Here is an 18,106-nt window from a genome sequence, read left to right on the forward strand (position 1 = left end):
CAAGGTTACCTCCAGTCGCCTGTAGACTGACTTACCAGGCCCAGAGCCACGCCGCGCACCGCCGCCTGGGTCCGGTCGGCGGCCCCCAGCTTGGCAATGACTTTCTCCACATGTGCCTTGGCGGTGCCTGCGGTGATGCCGAGTTTTTCGCCGATCTCGCGATTGCTGAAACCGCTGGCCACCAGCCCGAGTACCTGGCGCTCACGGGGCGTCAGGGCTTCGGTGGTGATGGCGCGGCTGCTGTTGCGTTCGGTCATGCGCCGCAGCAGACGGGCGCTGACGGCGCTGTTGAGGGCTTCTTCTCCACGGGCGACACGTTGCAGGCTGGCAATCACTTCGTCACGGCTGGCGTCCTTGAGCAGGTAACCCACTGCACCGGCACTGATGGCGGCTTCCAGGTGATCGGTGCTGTCGTCCATGGTGAACATCACCACTTTGAGTTGGGGCATGCGCTGCTGGAGGATACGCGCGGCACCCAGGCCGTTCAGGACCGGCATGCGGATATCGAGGATCGCGATATCCGGCTGCATCTGCTCGCACAATTCGATGGCCTGCTGGCCGTCGGAAGCCTGACCGATCACCTCGAATTCCGGGTGGCCAGCCAGGAGCGATACGAATCCTGTCCGGGTCACTTCATGGTCGTCTGCCAGGACCAGTCGCAAGGTATTCGTCATAGTGTTGCCTTGTCTGTGTTGAGAGGGACGGTAGCGCGTATCCGTGTGCCGGATTCCGGGCTGCTGACAAAAACCAGTCGGCCACCCAGAAGGCTGGCTCGCTCCTGCATTGCCACCAGTCCAAGCTTCTGGACGCCGTTGTTCCTTGATTGCTGGTCAATGATGAAGCCACAGCCGTTGTCTTCGATCAGCAACGAGGCAGTGGTTTCATGCAGCTCGAGCGCCAGTTGCACGTTGTCGGCATTGGCATGCTTGAGAATGTTGTTGATGCCTTCCTGGGCAATGCGAAACAGGGCGATTTCCAGGTGGCTGGGCAGGCGGGTCATGGAGCGTGAGCGCCAGTGTACGTTAATACCGGCTTCGCGTAGACGGTCGGCGTCCTTGTCGACGGCTTGCAGCAGGCCGAAGTCGTCAAGAACGCTTGGCCGCAGGCCGCTGATCAATTGCCGGCCTTCCCCGACGCAGTGCTGGGCCAGGGTCAGGATGGCACGCAGGTCGTTATCCAGCGGCTCTGGCAGTTCGGGGCAGCGACCGGCAAAACCCTGCAGGCGTTGATGCAGGCCGGCGAGGGTCTGTGCCAGCCCGTCATGCAGGTCATAGGCCATGCGCTTGCGTTCGTCTTCCTGGGCGGTGAACAACTGATTGACCAGTTCGGACATGGTCCGCTCACGCGCCACCAGTGCTTCGAGCAGGCGATTGTTCTCCAGATGCGCCGCCAGCAGGGTGGCGAGCAATTGCAGGGACTCGATGTCTTCGCTGTCGGGGGCGCTGATATTCACACTGTTGGCCAGTACCAGCGTGCCAAAGGAGCCATCGTCGGCCCCGCGCAGGGGCAGCGTCAGTACATTTGGCAGCGTGGCATGGTCGCGTTCCAGCCATTGCGGCCCGATGGCCAGCGTGTCGGCGACGATTTCCAGGCTGCGCAGGCGTTCTTCACTGCCATGCAGGGCCGTGGTGCGCACCACATTGTCGTTTCCCCATTCCAGCAACAGGCCGTGGTCCATGGCGACGAAAGCACAGGCTCGCTGCAAGACGCGCTGGCGCATGGCTTCGGGAGGCAACTGGGTCAGTTCCTGTCCTGTATCTACCAGCAGGCGAAGGCGTGCGGCACGGCTTTGTGACTGGCGATATTGTGTGCGAATCGCCAGGGCACTTGCTGGATCATGTGGAGGGCTTTGCATCTGTGTCGTACTCCAGGCGTGGATTCATGCCCGCGCGGGCACAACATGATGCCATTAAAACCTGTGATGGCGCGGGGTGCCTATCTGCCGGTTGGCATAGAAAAATAACCCCGGTTGGCCGATGGAGAAAGTGGTTCGCAACGGCAAATTAGCACTCACTGAATCCCTGAACAGATCCCCTGTAGGAGTGTTGCGATGAAACTGAAACAAACCGCCCTGGTCATGCTTTTTGCTTTGAGTGCTCCGCTGGTCCACGCAGCAGACACTGCTCCTTATACCTATCGTATGGTGGCCGAGCAGCCGTCCAACGTGAAAGACCAGGAAATCTCGGGTTTGTTTGACCGCTGGAACAACGCACTGAAAACCGGCAACCCACAGACAGTGGTCAGCCTGTACGCACCCAATGCCGTACTGCAACCGACAGTTTCCAACAAGGTGCGCGCCACTCCGGCAGAGATAAAGGACTATTTCGATCACTTCCTGGCCCTCAAGCCGGTCGGTGAGATCAACTACCGTGAAATCCGCCGTCTGGGCAAAGATGCAGCTGTGGACAGCGGTGTCTACACCTTTACCCTGACCGCTGCCGATGGCAAGAAGAGCAAGGTGCAGGCGCGTTATACCTTCCTGTACGAGCGTGTAGGCGGGCAGTGGAAGATCCTCAACCACCACTCTTCGGCCATGCCGGAAGTGCAGCCTGAGTATCAGGTCAGCCGCTGATTCAGGAAGTCTGGTGTTTGAAGCACATCCGGGGCCTTTGCCCCGGATGTGCTTTTTTGCGTTTGTGAAAGTGGTTTTTTCATGCGAACGGGCATGTCATATGCCGAATGGCATAGACAAATAGCCCCGATTGGCCGATGGCGCAGACTGTTCGCAGCGGCAAAGTAGCACTCACTGAATCCCTGAACAGATCCCCGTAGGAGTGTTGCAATGAATCTGAAGAAAACCGCACTGGTCATGCTTTTTGCTCTGAGCGCTCCGCTGGTTCACGCAGCAGATACCGCTCCTTACACCTACCGCATGGTGGCCGAGCAGCCGTCCAACGTGAAGGACCAGGAAATCTCGGGTTTGTTTGATCGCTGGAACAACGCACTGAAAACCGGCAACCCGCAGACTGTGGTCAGCCTCTATGCGCCGAATGCCATTCTGCAGCCAACGGTTTCCAACAAGGTGCGCGCCACACCTGCAGAGATCACCGATTACTTCGACCACTTCCTGGCCCTCAAGCCAGTCGGCGAGATCAACTACCGCGAAATCCGCCGTCTGAGCCCGGATGCAGCGATGGACAGCGGTGTCTACACCTTCACCCTGACCGCTGCTGATGGCAAGAAGAGCAAGGTGCAGGCGCGTTACACCTTCCTGTACGAGCGTGTAGGCGGGCAGTGGAAAATCCTCAACCACCACTCTTCGGCCATGCCGGAAGTGCAGCCTGAGTACCAGGTCAGCCGCTGATTCAAGAAGTCTGATGTTTGAAGCACATCCGGGGCCTTTGCCCCGGATGTGTTTTTGCGTGGGTGAAAGCGGATTCAGTTTCTGACGCCGCTGACCTTGCGGCAGTGAATCAGGGCATCGCGAATCATGAAATTCACCAGGGTAGGGGAGACACCCAGCTCCTTGGCGATGTCCTTTTGCGGTACGCCGTGCAGGCGGTACATCTCGAAGGCGTATCGGGTACGCGCCGGCAGCTCCGACAGGGCGTCGGCTATTTTCTCCAGGCTGGAGAAATTGATATGCGAGGTTTCCGGCGACGCACCCTGAACCACCACGTTCAGGCCTTCATCTTCCGGGCCTGTGTACTTGAGCTCCAGCGCCTGCTTGCGATAGTGATCGATGGCCAGGTTGCGCACGATCTGGAACAGATAGCTGAGCTGGGCCTTGAATGAAAGGGTGATCTGGGGGGCGGAACGCAATCTGAAAAATGCGTCCTGCACCACATCTTCGGCGCGTGAGCGGCAGCCAACGATGCGGGCGGCGATTTTGACCAACAGCAGATAGTTGTCGATAAAAACCTGGAGTAAGGGTGAGTCACACTTACTTGTGAGCACTTGTTCCGTCATGGAATTCACCTTGCTGCGAGTCTTGGAGAAGGTGTGTCCCCGTATTGGGTGGCACCTGCTGATCGGCGGGTAAACTATTCTTAATGATAATAATTGTCAAATGCGAAATCGAATCAGTGCACCTGTAGGGAGCAATTAACCCCCTGTGCACTTTTGTAGCGCAGCTCAGATGCGACTAATTATTTCCAGATGCCATCCGTTCTCATTGATGACAGGCCCGTCCACGACTGCGGCCATGGATCAGATCAGGAGGACACAATGGGTTTCGAGCGCGCGCATCGCAGCTTTTTCGTCGGCGTTACCGGATGGCAGGGCCTGATATGAGCACTCCTGCGAGCCTGACGCTGTTCTGTCTGCCGTTTTCCGGGGCCAGTGCGATGTTTTACAGCCCGTGGCGGCGCAAGCTGCCGGAGTGGGTGAACGTTCGTCCTCTTGAGCTGCCGGGCCGTGGCATGCGCATGAACGAGCCGCTGCAGACCGATATCGTACAGCTGGCCAACCGTCTGGCCGACGAGATCAGTGTTGAACTGGATAGGCCCTACGCGATTTTCGGACACAGCCTCGGCGCCTTGCTGACCTTCGAACTGGCCCATGTGTTGCGTGCCCGTGGCCTGCCTGCGCCGCTGGTCCTGTTCATGTCTGCCTCTGCAGGGCCGGTGCGCCGTGATGTCAGCGAATACGCCATCGCCAAGACCGACGAGCAACTGATCGCCCGGCTTCGCAAGCTCAAGGGCACCAGCGAAAACGTGATTGCCAACGATGAGTTGATGCAACTGATGCTGCCCATCCTGCGCGCCGATTTCCTGGCCTGCGGCAGCTTCAAATATGGTGAGCGCGAGCCGTTGAGCGTGCCTATCCATGTCTTTGGCGGCAAGCAGGACAGCGTCACGGTGGAAGAACTGCTCGACTGGCAGGAAGAAACCTGCACCGGTTTCTCCCTGGACATGTTCGAGGGCCATCACTTCTATCTGGTCGACGAGCAGGCCCAACTGCTGCGTCACCTTCGGCGTTACGCCGAACAGCACCTGACCCGCTGGCGCAACGGCGCAGCGCGGCAAATGGCCCTGGTGGCCGGTTGATCCCCTGATTGCCTCACGCGCGTTTGTGCCCGACAGCGCGCGCCTTTTCTTGAAATCCAGACCTCATTTGGCAAGCCGAATACAGCAGGAACCTCATCATGGATGCGTTTGAACTCCCCGATACCCTGGCGCAAGCCCTTCAGCGTCGCGCTTCGCAGACGCCTGAACGCCTGGCCTTGCGTTTTCTCACTGACGAAAAAGATCAGGGCATCGTGCTGACCTACCGTGATCTGGACCTGCGTGCGCGGACCATCGCCGCCGCGCTGAAAGCCCGAGCCGAGCCGGGTGATCGTGCGATTCTGCTGTTCCACAGCGGGCCGGATTACGTGGCGGCCTTCTTTGGCTGCCTGTATGCCGGTGTGATTGCGGTGCCGGCCTATCCACCGGAATCCAATCGCCGTCACCACCAGGAGCGACTGCTGTCGATCATCGCCGATGCCGAGCCGCGCCTTCTGCTGACCGGCTCCGACTTGCGTCCGGCCTTGCTGCAAATGGATGAGCTGGCGGCTGCCAATGCCCCGCAATTGCTGTGTGTCGATACCCTAGACAGCGCAATCGCCGAAGGCTGGCAAGGCCCGGCCTTGAGCCATGACGATATCGCTTTCCTGCAATACACCTCAGGCTCCACGGCCTTGCCCAAGGGCGTTCAGGTCAGCCATGGCAATCTGGTCGCCAATGAACTGCTGATCCGCCATGGCTTCGGGATCGATCTCAACCCCGATGACGTGATCGTCAGCTGGCTGCCGCTGTACCACGACATGGGTTTGATCGGCGGCCTGTTGCAACCGATTTTCAGCGGTGTGCCTTGCGTGCTCATGGCGCCAGCCTATTTCCTGACCCGGCCACTGCGCTGGCTGGAAGCGATCAGCGAATACGGCGGCACCATCAGCGGCGGCCCGGACTTCGCGTATCAGCTGTGCAGTTCGCGGGTCAGCGACTCGGCGCTGGCACGTCTGGACCTGAGCCGCTGGCGCGTGGCCTATTCAGGCTCCGAGCCGATTCGTCAGGACAGCCTGGACAGCTTTGCCGACAAGTTCGCCGTCTGCGGCTTTACCCCGGACAGCTTCTTCGCCTCCTATGGCCTGGCCGAAGCGACGCTGTTCGTAGCGGGTGGTCAGCGCGGCAAGGGCATCCCGTCGCTGCGTCTGGACGAACGCGCACTGGCGCGCAATGTGGCCGAGCCGGGCGACGGCAATCCGGTGATGAGTTGCGGCACCAGCCAGCCTGAACATGGCGTGTTGATTGCCGATCCGCAGACCCTGGCCGTGCTGGGTGAAAACAGCGTCGGCGAAATCTGGGCCTGTGGCCCGAGCATCGCCCACGGTTACTGGCGCAATCCCGAAGCCACGGCCAAGACCTTTGTCGAGCATGAAGGCCGTACCTGGCTGCGCACCGGCGACCTGGGTTTCCTGCGCCATGGCGAGCTGTATATCACCGGTCGCTTGAAAGACATGCTGATCGTGCGTGGCCATAACCTGTACCCGCAGGACATCGAAAAGGCTGTCGAGCGTGACGTGGATGCGGTGCGCAAAGGCCGGATTGCGGCGTTCGCCGTGACTCAGCAGGGCAGCGAAGGGATCGGCATTGCGGCGGAAGTGGGGCGCAGTGTGCAGAAAGCCTTGGCTCCCGAGACGTTGATCAAGATGATTCGCCAGTCCGTGGCCGAGGCTTTCCAGGAAGCGCCGACTGTGGTGGTGCTGCTCAATCCGGGCGCCTTGCCCAAGACCTCCAGCGGCAAGCTGCAACGTTCTGCCTGCCGGACCCGTCTGGCCGACGGCAGCCTGGACAGCTATGCGGTATTCCCGCAAGGCACCGTGGCCGATAAAGGCGCAACGTCTACTGGCGGTTCCGACCTGCAGGCGCAGGTCGCGAAAGTCTGGTGCGAGCATCTGCAACTGGAAGAAGTGGCCGCCGATGACCATTTCTTCCTGCTGGGCGGTAACTCGATTATCGCGACCCAGGTGGTCGCCAGCTTGCGCGATGCCCTGGGCATCGAGCTGAATCTGCGCCTGCTGTTCGAAGCTCCGACTCTTGCGGCACTGGTTGCTCAGATCGAAGCGCTGCAACGCGAAGGCCAGACTCAGGACGCCATTCCCCGCTTGCCGGGCAACGATGCGCTGCCGCAATCCCTGGCCCAGAACCGTCTGTGGTTCCTCTGGCAAATGGACCCCCAAGGCAGCGCCTACAACATTCCCGGTGGCCTGCACTTGCGTGGCGAGCTGGACACCACGGCGCTGCGCAGCAGCTTCCAGCGCCTGATCGAACGTCATGAATCCCTGCGCACCCGTTTCTACGAGCAGGACGGCGTGGCCTTGCAGCGTATCGACCCGGTCAGCGAGCTCCCGCTGCACGTGATCGACATCAGCGACCTGTCCACCGAAGCACGTCAGGCCCGTGCCCAGTCCATCCGCGAAGAGCAGGCGCGTCAGCCGTTCGATCTGGAAGCCGGCCCGCTGCTGCGCGTCACGCTGGTGAAACTGGACGATGAAGAGCATCAGTTGCTGGTCACGCTGCACCATATCGTCGCCGATGGCTGGTCGCTGAATGTGCTGATCGACGAGTTCTCGCGCCTTTATGCAGCCGCCGTTCAAGGGCAATCACTGGAGTTGGCATCGCTGTCGTTGCGTTACGCCGATTACGGCCACTGGCAGCGTGAATGGCTGGCTCGTGGCGAGACCCAGCGTCAGCTCGATTACTGGAAGGCGCAACTGGGTGACGAGCAACCGACCCTGACGCTGGCCACTGATCATCCGCGTTCGGCCCGCAAGCAACACAGCGCTTCGCGTTACAGCCTGCGCCTGAGCAACGAGTTGAGCGCAGCGGTAAAACAGGCTGCCCAGGCTTATCAATCGACACCGTTCATGGTGCTGCTTGCTGGCTTCCAGAGCCTGCTGCATCGCTATAGCGGTCAGAGCGATATTCGCATCGGCGTGCCCGGTGCCAACCGTCCGCGCCATGAAACCCAAGGCCTGATCGGTTTCTTCATCAATACCCTGGTGCTGCGTGCGCAACTGGATTCGCGCCTGCCATTTTCCTCGCTGCTGGCGCAAACCCGTCAGGCAGCGCTGGAAGCCCAGGCCAATCAGGACCTGCCGTTCGATCAACTGGTCGAAGCGTTCCCGCAGGCCCGTGAGCAGGGTCTGTTCCAGGTGCTGTTCAACCACCAGCAGCGGGACCTGAGCGCCTTGCGTCGCCTGCCGGGTCTGCTGGCCGAAGAACTGCCCTGGCACAGCCGTGAAGCCAAGTTCGACCTGCAACTGCACAGTGAAGAGGATCGCAACGGTCGCCTGAACCTGTCCTTCGACTACGCCGACGAACTGTTCGAGCGCGAAACCATCGTGCGCATGGCCGGGCAGTTCGTGCGCTTGCTGACTCAGGTCTGCGAGCAGGCCGATACCGTGCTGGGTGATGTGCAATTGCTCAGCGCCGAGGATCTGGCCGAGCAGGCCAGCTGGGGTGCTGCGCCTTGCGCGCCTGCCGCTCAATGGCTGCCGGAACTGCTGAACCTTCAGGCCCGCCAGACCCCGGAACGCATTGCCCTGATGTGGGACGGCGGTAGCCTCGATTTTGCCAGCCTGCATGCCCAGGCCAACCGTCTGGCCCATTACCTGCGGGACAAGGGCGTCGGCCCGGACGTCAAGGTGGCGATTGCGGCTGAGCGTTCGCCGCAACTGCTGATCGGCCTGCTGGCGATCCTCAAGGCCGGTGGCGCCTATGTGCCGCTGGACCCGGATTACCCGACCGAGCGACTGGCCTACATGCTTGAAGACAGCGGCGTTGCGCTGCTGCTGACCCAAAGCCATTTGCTGGGCGATCTGCCGAGTGCCGAAGGTGTCAGCACCATTGTCATGGACACCCTGCACCTGGAAAACTGGCCCGTCAGTGCGCCGGGTTTGCACCTGCATGGCGATAATCTGGCGTACGTGATCTACACCTCCGGCTCCACCGGTCAGCCCAAAGGCGTGGGCAATACCCATGCCGCACTGGCCGAGCGCCTGCAATGGATGCAGGCCACCTATGCGCTGGACGAAACCGATGTGCTGATGCAGAAGGCACCGATCAGTTTCGACGTTTCGGTGTGGGAGTGCTTCTGGCCACTAATCACCGGCTGCCGTCTGTTGCTGGCCGATCCCGGTGAGCATCGCGATCCGCATCGCATCGCCCAGCGCATCAAGGAATACGGCGTTACCACGCTGCATTTCGTGCCGCCGCTGCTGCAACTTTTCATCGATGAGCCGCTGGCGCAACAGTGCAGCAGCTTGCGTCGCCTGTTCTCCGGTGGCGAAGCGCTGCCTGCCGAACTGCGCAACCGGGTGCTGGAGCAATTGCCGAATGTGCAACTGCACAACCGCTATGGCCCGACCGAAACCGCGATCAACGTCACTCACTGGCACTGTCAGTTGGCGGATGGCGAGCGCTCGCCCATTGGCCGACCGCTGGGCAACGTGCTGTGCCGGGTTCTGGACAGCGACCTGAACCCGCTGCCCCGTGGCGTGGCCGGTGAACTGTGTATCGGTGGCATCGGTCTGGCCCGTGGTTATCTGGGCCGTCCGGGGCTGACGGCCGAGCGTTTTGTCATCGATCCTTCGGGCGAAGAGGGCGCGCGTCTGTACCGTACCGGCGACTTGGTGCGCTGGGCGGCGGATGGTTCGCTGGAATATCTGGGGCGTCTGGACCAGCAGGTCAAACTGCGTGGCTTCCGGGTCGAACCTCAGGAAATCGAAGCCCGTCTGCTGGCTCAGCAAGGCGTCGGTCAGGCCGCGGTACTGGTGCGGGAAACCGCCGCTGGCCCGCAACTGATCGGTTACTACACGGCCGCGCTGGAGCAGGAAACCGAGGCGCAGCAGATCGAGCGCATCAAGTCTTCCCTGGCTCTTGAACTGCCCGAGTACATGGTCCCGGCGCAACTGATGCGCCTGGACAGCATGCCTCTGAGCCCCAGCGGCAAGCTGGATCGTCGCGCCTTGCCGGAGCCGGTCTGGCAGAGCCGTGAACACGTCGAGCCCGAGACTGAGCTACAAAAACAGGTCGCCAGTATCTGGCGCGAAGTGCTGGGCGTGCCGCGCATTGGCTTGCGCGATGACTTCTTTGCCTTGGGCGGCCATTCGTTGCTGGCTACCCAGATCATTTCCAGGGTGCGTCAGGCTTGTGATATCGAGCTGCCGTTGCGGACACTTTTCGAGGCCAGTGAGCTGGGCGCGTTTGTCGAGCAGGTTGAAGCCATTCAGGCGTCCGGTGCCCGCAACAGCCAGCAGCCGATTGCCCGGATCGACCGCAACCAGCCAGTGCCGCTGTCCTATTCCCAGCAGCGCATGTGGTTCCTGTGGCAGATGGAGCCCGACAGCCCGGCCTATAACGTAGGTGGCATGGCGCGTCTGAATGGCGTGCTGAACATCGAATGTTTCGAGGCAGCGCTGCAAGCCTTGATCCTGCGCCACGAAACCCTGCGCACCACTTTCCCGAGCGTCAATGGTGTGGCGTGCCAGAAGGTGTCCGAAGAAACCGGCCTACGCATGCAGTGGCAGGACTTCTCGGCGCTGCAAGGCGAAGCCCGGCAGCGCCGCCTGCAAGCGTTCGCCGACAGCGAGGCGCACCAGCCTTTCAACCTGGAAACCGGCCCGCTGCTGCGCGCCTGCATGGTTAGGGCTGGCGAGCTGGAACACTATTTCGTCCTGACCCTGCATCACATCGTCACCGAAGGCTGGGCGATGGATATCTTCGCCCGTGAACTGGGCCTGCTGTACGAAGCCTTCCTTGAGGGCCGTTCTTCGCCGCTGGAGCCGTTGGCGGTGCAATACCTGGATTACAGCGTCTGGCAGCGCCAGTGGATGGAAGCCGGGGAACGTCAGCGGCAACTGGATTACTGGACGGCGCAGTTGGGCAACGAGCATCCGCTGCTGGAGCTGCCGAGTGATCGTCCGCGTCCGCCGGTCCAGAGCCATAAAGGCGAGCTGTATCGCTTCGACCTGAGCGATGAACTGGCCGCTCGTGTACGTGCCTTCAACGCCAATAATGGCCTGACCCTGTTCATGACCATGACCGCCACTCTGGCGGTGCTGCTCTACCGCTACAGCGGCCAGACCGACTTGCGCATCGGCGCGCCGGTGGCCAACCGGATTCGTCCGGAAAGCGAAGGGTTGATCGGTGCATTCCTCAACACCCAGGTGCTGCGCGTGCAGCTCGACGGCCAGATGTGTGTCGAGCAACTGTTCGAGCAGGTTCGTCACACGGTCATCGAAGGCCAGTCCCATCAGGACCTGCCGTTCGATCACCTGGTCGAAGCCCTGCAACCGCCACGCAGCGCGGCTTATAACCCGCTGTTCCAGGTGATGTGCAACGTGCAGCGCTGGGAATTCCAGCAGAGCCGCGAACTGGCGGGCATGACCGTCGAGTATCTGGTCAACGATGCTCGAGCCACCAAGTTCGACCTGAATCTGGAAGTCACCGAACTGGATCATCGTCTGGGTTGCTGCCTGACCTACAGCACCGATCTGTTCGACGAGCCGCGCATTGCGCAGATGGCCGGGCACCTGCTCAATCTGTTGCAAGCCTTGCTGGCCGATCCGGCGCAGCGCTTGAGTGAACTGCCGCTTTTGCAGGAGGCCGAGCGTCAGCAGTTGCTCGACAGCCTGGGCGTCGAAGCAGGCGAGCAGCGTCTGGACCAGTGCATCCACAGTCTGTTTGACGAACAGGCCAAGGCGCGTCCGGATGCACCGGCCCTGACTTTCGCCGGTGAAACCCTGAGTTACGCCGAACTGGATAGCCGCGCCAACCGTCTGGCCTGGATGCTGCGCGAGCGTGGCGTCGGCCCGCAAGTGCGTGTCGGTCTGGCGCTGGAGCGTTCCCTGGACATGGTGGTCGGCCTGCTGGCGATCCTCAAGGCCGGTGGCGCTTATGTGCCGCTGGACCCGGAATACCCGCTGGAACGCCTGCAATACATGATCGAAGACAGCGGCATCGGCCTGCTGTTGAGCAATGCCGCCTTGTTCGATGCCTTGGGCGAGTTGCCAGCGGGTGTCGCTCGCTGGTGCCTGGAAGATGACGTGCCAGCCCTGGCCGCTTATCCGACAAGCGAGCTGCCTTTCATCAGCCTGCCGCAGCATCAGGCGTACCTGATCTACACCTCCGGTTCCACTGGCAAGCCCAAGGGCGTGGTGGTGTCCCATGGTGAAATCGCCATGCACTGTCAGGCGGTGATTCGTCGCTTCGAGATGCGTCCCGATGACTGTGAACTGCACTTCTATTCCATCAACTTCGACGCCGCTACCGAGCGTCTGTTGGTGCCGCTGCTCAGCGGAGCGCGAGTGGTGTTGCGTGCTCAGGGGCAGTGGGATGCCGAAGAAATCTGCGAGCTGATCCGCAGCCAGCAGGTGAACATTCTCGGCTTCACCCCAAGCTACGGCAGTCAGTTGGCGCAATGGCTGTCGACTCAGGGCCAGACCTTGCCGGTACGCATGTGTATCACCGGTGGCGAGGCGCTGACCGGCGAGCATTTGCAGCGTATTCGTGCGGTCTTCAAGCCAGAACTGTTCTTCAACGCCTATGGTCCGACCGAAACCGTGGTCATGCCCCTGGCCAGTCTGGCTCCGGCCTGGCTGGAAGAGGGCGAGGCCAGTGTGCCGATCGGCAGCGTGGTGGGCGCTCGGGTGGCGTACATCCTCGATGCCGATCTGGCGCTGGTGCCTCAGGGCGCGACCGGCGAGCTGTATGTCGGCGGTGCCGGACTGGCGCAGGGTTATCACCAGCGTGCGGCGATGACCGCCGAGCGCTTTGTTGCCGACCCGTTCAGCGGCAATGGCGGGCGTTTGTATCGCACCGGCGATCTGGTGCGCCAGCGGGCCGACGGTCTGGTGGAGTACCTGGGCCGTATCGACCATCAGGTGAAGATTCGCGGTTTCCGTATCGAACTGGGCGAAATCGAAACCCGTCTGCTGGAGCACGAGGCCATTCGCGAAGCTGTGGTGCTGGCGCTGGATACGCCAGCGGGCAAGCAACTGGCCGGTTATCTGGTCACGGAGGTGGCCGGGCAGGGCGAAGAGCAACAGGCGCAACTGCGCGAATCCCTCAAGGCGCATTTGAAGGCGCAACTGCCGGATTACATGGTGCCCACGCACCTGATCCTGCTGGACAGCATGCCGCTGACCGCCAATGGCAAGCTCGACCGCCGCGCCTTGCCAGCGCCGGACCCGGAACTCAATCGTCAGAGTTATGTGGCACCTACCAGCGAACTGGAACAGACCCTGGCAGGTATCTGGTGCGCGGTGCTGAACGTCGAGAAAGTCGGCCTCAACGATAACTTCTTCGAGCTGGGCGGCGATTCGATCCTGTCGATCCAGGTGGTCAGCCGTGCGCGTCAGGCCGGGATTCATTTCAGCCCTCGCGACCTGTTCCAGCACCAGACCGTCCAGACCCTGGCCGCTGTTGCGACGACCAGCGAGCGGGTGCAGGCCGAGCAAGGCCTGCTGATCGGCGAATCCGCCCTGACGCCGATTCAGCACTGGTTCTTCGAGACGCCGATCCCTGCGCGTCAGCACTGGAATCAGGCGCTGGTACTGGAGCCGACCACGGCGCTGGAACCTCGTCACCTTGAACAGGCGTTGCTGGCGATTCTTGAACAGCACGACGCCTTGCGCCTGAGCTTCCGCGAGAACGCTGGCAAATGGCAGGCCGAGCACCGTGCCGTCACCGGTGAAAGCCTGCTGCTGCAAGCGCGTGTTTCTGACATGAGTGAGTGCGCCGCGTTGTTCGCGGACACCCAGCGCAGCCTCGACCTGCAAAACGGCCCGCTGCTGCGCGCCTTGCTGGTGGACGGGCCGCAAGGTCAACAGCGCCTGCTGATGGTCATTCACCACTTGGTTGTCGATGGTGTTTCGTGGCGCGTGCTGCTGGACGATCTGCAAGTTGCCTATCGCCAACTGGCCGATGCCGCAGCCATCCAGTTGCCGGCCAAGACCAGCGCTTTCCGTGACTGGGCCGGGCGTCTACAGGCTTACGCCGGTAGTGAATCCTTGCGTGAAGAGCGGGATTGGTGGCAGCGCCAGCTCAGCGGGCCGAGTGCTGAATTGCCTTGCGACAATCCCAAGGGCGGTCAGCAGAATATTCATGCTCAGACCGTCAGCGTGCGGCTGGACGCGCAAAGTACCCGCCAGTTGCTGCAACAGGCGCCAAGCGCTTATAGGACTCAGGTCAACGACCTGCTGCTGACCGCACTGGCCCAGGTGGTTTGCCGCTGGAACGGGCAAGCGTCGGCGTTGATTCAGCTTGAAGGCCATGGCCGCGAAACCCTGTTCGACGAAATCGACCTGACCCGCACTGTGGGTTGGTTCACCAGTGCCTATCCGCTGCGACTGACGCCTGCATCTGCCGAAGAGGCCGGGCCGGGCGCATCGATCAAGGCGATCAAGGAGCAGTTGCGTCAGGTTCCGCACAAAGGGCTGGGTTATGGCGTGTTGCGTTATCTGGCCGATGGCACCAGCCGCGCGGCGATGCAGGCCTTGCCGGTCGCGCCGATCACCTTCAACTACCTGGGGCAGTTCGACCAGAGCTTTGGCAGCGATGCCTTGTTCCGCCCGCTGGAAGAGTCGGCGGGCGCGGCCCATGACGCTCATGCGCCACTGCCTAACGAGCTGAGCATCGACAGTCAGGTGTACGGCGGCGAACTGGTGCTGCGCTGGACCTTCAGTGGCGAGCGTTACCAGACTCAGGCCATCACCGAACTGGCCCAGGCTTATCTGGAACAATTGCAGGCGCTGATTGCCCATTGCCTGGCAGACGGCAGCGGCGGCCTGACGCCTTCGGACTTCCCGCTGGCGGCTCTGGATCAGGCGCATCTGGATGCGCTGCCGGTCCCGGCGAGTCATATCGAAGATGTCTATCCGCTGACCCCGATGCAGGAAGGCATGCTGCTGCACACTCTGCTGGAACCGGGCACCGGCCTGTATTACATGCAGGACCGCTACCGCATCAACAGCGAGCTGGACCCGCAACGTTTCGCCCAGGCCTGGCAGGCAGTCATTGCCCGTCACGAAGCCTTGCGTGCCTCGTTCTGCTGGGACATCGGCGAAACCATGCTGCAAGTCATCCATAAGCCGGGCAATACGCCCATTGACTATCTGGACTGGCGCGATGTGGCGCAGAGCGAGCAGGAACCGCGTCTGCAAGCCTTGCTCAAGTCCGAGCGCGAGGCTGGTTTCGATCTGCTCAACCAGCCGCCGTTCCACCTGCGCCTGATTCGTGTCGACGACGCCCGCTACTGGTTCATGATGAGCAACCACCACATCCTGATCGATGCCTGGTGCCGCTCGTTGCTGATGAACGACTTCTTCGACATCTACAGCGCATTGGGCGAAGGCCGCGACGCACAACTGGCCGCGCCGCCGCGCTATCGCGATTACATCGGCTGGCTGCAACGCCGTGGTCTGGTTCAGGCCCGTGAATGGTGGCGGCAAAACCTCAAGGGCTTCGAGCGTCCGACGCCGATCCCGAGCGACCGTCCGTTCCTGCGCGAACATGCCGGTGACAGTGGCGGCATGGTGGTGGGCGATTGCTATACCCGTCTGGATGTGGCCGATGGTGTGCGACTGCGCGAGCTTGCCCAGCAACATCAACTGACCATCAACACCTTTGCCCAGGCGGCCTGGGCCTTGACCCTGCGCCGCATGAGCGGGGACCGCGACGTGGTGTTCGGCGTGACCGTGGCCGGGCGTCCGGTGGAAATGCCGCAGATGCAGCGCACCGTGGGCCTGTTCATCAACACCATCGCTCTGCGTGTGGGGCTGCCCCAGGACGACCAGCGTTGCAGCGTTCGTCAGTGGCTGAGCCGTTTGCTGGAAAGCAACATGGAGCTGCGCGAGTACGAATACCTGCCGCTGGTGACCATTCAGGAAAACAGCGAACTGCCCAAGGGCCAGCCGCTGTTCGACAGCCTGTTCGTGTTCGAGAACGCGCCGGTGGAAGTCTCGGTGCTGGACCGTGCGCAAAGCCTCAATGCCACCTCGGATTCGGGCCGTACCCACACCAATTACCCGATTACGGCGGTGTGCTACCCCGGCGATGACCTTGGGCTGCATCTGTCCTATGACCAGCGCTACTTCGACGAAACCACGGTTCAAGGCATGCTGGGCGAGTTCAAGCGCCTGCTGCTGGCCTTGATCGAAGGCTTCCATGGCGACATGTCCGAGCTGGCGCTGCTCAGTGCAACGGAGCGCGAGTTCCTGCTCGATGGCTGCAATCAGAGCGACCATGACTACCCGCTGGAGCGCAGCTATGCCGAGCTGTTCGAGGCGCAGGTCGCGGCGCACCCGCAACGTATCGCCGTCAGTTGCCTGGATCGCCAATACCGCTATGCCGAGCTGAACGCACTCAGCAACCGTCTCGGCCATGCCTTGATCGAAGCCGGAGCCGGTTTCGACCAGCCGATTGCGCTGCTGGCCGAACGGGGTCCTGAATTGCTGGGCATGATTATCGGCAGCTTCAAGGCCGGTGCCGGTTACCTGCCGCTGGACCCGGCGCTGCCGAACCAGCGCCTGAGCGGCATCATCGGGCAAAGCCAAACGCCGGTGCTGGTGTGCAGCGCCGAATGTCGCGAACAGGCTCAGGCTTTGTTGGCCGATATCCCTGAGGCTGATCGTCCACGTCTGCTCGTCTGGGAAACCGTGCCGCAGAGTGAACTGCCCCAGAGCAATCCTGGCCGTTACAGCGCGCCGGACAATCTGGCCTACGTGATCTTCACTTCGGGTTCTACCGGCTTGCCCAAGGGCGTGATGGTCGAACAGCGCGGCATGCTCAATAACCAGTTGAGCAAGGTGCCTTATCTGAACCTGAGCGATGCCGACGTGATCGCCCAGACCGCTTCACAGAGTTTCGATATCTCGGTCTGGCAGTTCCTGGCGGCACCGCTGTTCGGGGCGCGGGTAGACATCGTGCCGAACGATATCGCCCGTGATCCGCAGGCCTTGCTGAGCCATGTTCAGGCCCAACGCATCAGTGTGCTGGAAAGCGTGCCGTCCCTGATTCAAGGGCTGCTGGCCGAGGAGCGTGCAACCCTCGACGGCTTGCGCTGGATGCTGCCGACTGGCGAGGCGATGCCGCCGGAACTGGCCAGTCAATGGCTGCAACGCTACCCGGATATCGGGCTGGTCAACGCTTATGGTCCTGCCGAATGTTCCGACGACGTGGCGTTCTTCCGCGTCGATCCGGCGTCGACCCGCAGCACCTATCTGCCGATCGGTACGCCCACCGACAACAACCGTTTGTACCTGCTCGACGAGGCGCTGGACCTGGTGCCGTTGGGCGCGGTCGGCGAGCTGTGCGTGGCCGGGACCGGTGTCGGTCGCGGTTATGTCAGCGACCCGCTACGCACTGTGCCGGTATTCGTGCCCAACCCGTTCGGCGCACCGGGCGAGCGTCTGTATCGCACTGGCGACCTGGCACGCAGACGTGCAGATGGCGTGCTCGAATACGTGGGCCGGGTCGACCATCAGGTGAAGATTCGCGGCTACCGCATCGAACTGGGCGAAATCGAAACCCGCCTGCAGGAGCACGAAGGGATTCGTGAATCCGTGGTGCTGGATATCGACGGCCCACTGGGCAAGGTGCTGGCGGCGTATCTGGTGCCGCGTGCCCATGCACAGGACCCGGACTTGCTGCGCGATGAACTGAAAAGCCACCTCAAGACCAGCCTGCCGGATTACATGGTGCCGAGCCATCTGGTGATGCTGGAAGCTATGCCGCTGACGCCGAATGGCAAGCTTGACCGCAAGGCCCTGCCCAAGCCGGATGTCAGCCAGGTGCAGAACGATTACGTGGCACCGCACAGCGAAATTGAGCAGCAATTGGCTGATATCTGGGCCGATGTGCTGAAGGTCGAGCGGGTCGGGATTACCGACAACTTCTTTGAATTGGGCGGGCATTCATTGCTGGCAACTCAGGTGGTGACTCGTGCGCAGAAGCTGCTGCAACGCAATGTACCGCTGCGCGCCATGTTCGAGTTCAACACCATTCAAGGGTTGGCCGGGCATCTGGAAGGTCTTGGCGGGCAGAAGGTCGATGAGCAGAAATTCGACCGGCTGGCGGACCTGATGGCTGAGCTGGAGGGGCTGTAAACCAGCCTCTCGTCG

7 protein-coding genes are annotated in these 18,106 nt (G+C 61.7%); 4 read left to right on the forward strand and 3 right to left on the reverse strand.

Translation table 11 applies throughout. From position 1 onward, the window contains the following. Positions 1–5 precede the first annotated feature (5 nt). A complete protein-coding gene (locus K5D32_RS20115) occupies positions 6–674 on the reverse strand; it encodes a response regulator transcription factor (RefSeq protein WP_025260706.1) in 669 nt (222 codons plus the stop codon). Next, a complete protein-coding gene (locus tag K5D32_RS20120) occupies positions 671–1,855 on the reverse strand; it encodes a sensor histidine kinase (RefSeq protein WP_221540032.1) in 1,185 nt (394 codons plus the stop codon). The genes K5D32_RS20115 and K5D32_RS20120 overlap by 4 nt, the downstream gene beginning before the upstream one ends. 195 nt (positions 1,856–2,050) lie before the next feature. On the opposite strand from K5D32_RS20120, the gene K5D32_RS20125 reads away from it, so the two are divergent. After that, the gene (locus K5D32_RS20125) at positions 2,051–2,572 is read left to right on the forward strand and encodes an SgcJ/EcaC family oxidoreductase (protein ID WP_025260704.1); all 522 of its coding nucleotides are present in this window, start codon (positions 2,051–2,053) and stop codon (positions 2,570–2,572) included. A 210-nt stretch (positions 2,573–2,782) separates the two neighbouring features. Continuing rightward, positions 2,783–3,304, forward strand: a complete 522-nt coding sequence (locus K5D32_RS20130; RefSeq protein ID WP_221536824.1) for an SgcJ/EcaC family oxidoreductase — start codon at positions 2,783–2,785, stop codon at positions 3,302–3,304. A 74-nt stretch (positions 3,305–3,378) separates the two neighbouring features. Here the strand turns inward: K5D32_RS20130 and K5D32_RS20135 are convergent, their stop codons facing one another. Continuing rightward, the gene (locus tag K5D32_RS20135) at positions 3,379–3,909 is read right to left on the reverse strand and encodes an RNA polymerase factor sigma-70 (protein WP_025260702.1); all 531 of its coding nucleotides are present in this window, start codon (positions 3,907–3,909) and stop codon (positions 3,379–3,381) included. A gap of 320 nt (positions 3,910–4,229) precedes the next feature. On the opposite strand from K5D32_RS20135, the gene K5D32_RS20140 reads away from it, so the two are divergent. Then, on the forward strand, positions 4,230–4,988 hold the full coding sequence (locus K5D32_RS20140; RefSeq protein ID WP_221601558.1) for a thioesterase II family protein: 759 nt from the start codon (positions 4,230–4,232) through the stop codon (positions 4,986–4,988). A 95-nt stretch (positions 4,989–5,083) separates the two neighbouring features. Further along, positions 5,084–18,091, forward strand: coding sequence for a non-ribosomal peptide synthetase (locus tag K5D32_RS20145; RefSeq protein ID WP_221601570.1), 13,008 nt, complete (start codon positions 5,084–5,086; stop codon positions 18,089–18,091). Positions 18,092–18,106: the final 15 nt, after the last annotated feature.

The organism is Pseudomonas cichorii (assembly GCF_019719005.1).
In the GTDB taxonomy this organism is placed as follows: Bacteria; Pseudomonadota; Gammaproteobacteria; order Pseudomonadales; family Pseudomonadaceae; genus Aquipseudomonas; species Aquipseudomonas cichorii_E.

What these genes read in the sequence shown, in the direction of transcription:
- K5D32_RS20120 (WP_221540032.1), bottom strand. Translation starts at nt 1,855, where the DNA reads ATGCAAAGCCCTCCACATGATCCAGCAAGTGCCCTGGCGATTCGCACA.
- K5D32_RS20115 (WP_025260706.1), bottom strand. Translation starts at nt 674, where the DNA reads ATGACGAATACCTTGCGACTGGTCCTGGCAGACGACCATGAAGTGACC.
- K5D32_RS20130 (WP_221536824.1), top strand. Translation starts at nt 2,783, where the DNA reads ATGAATCTGAAGAAAACCGCACTGGTCATGCTTTTTGCTCTGAGCGCT.
- K5D32_RS20125 (WP_025260704.1), top strand. Translation starts at nt 2,051, where the DNA reads ATGAAACTGAAACAAACCGCCCTGGTCATGCTTTTTGCTTTGAGTGCT.
- K5D32_RS20135 (WP_025260702.1), bottom strand. Translation starts at nt 3,909, where the DNA reads ATGACGGAACAAGTGCTCACAAGTAAGTGTGACTCACCCTTACTCCAG.
- K5D32_RS20140 (WP_221601558.1), top strand. Translation starts at nt 4,230, where the DNA reads ATGAGCACTCCTGCGAGCCTGACGCTGTTCTGTCTGCCGTTTTCCGGG.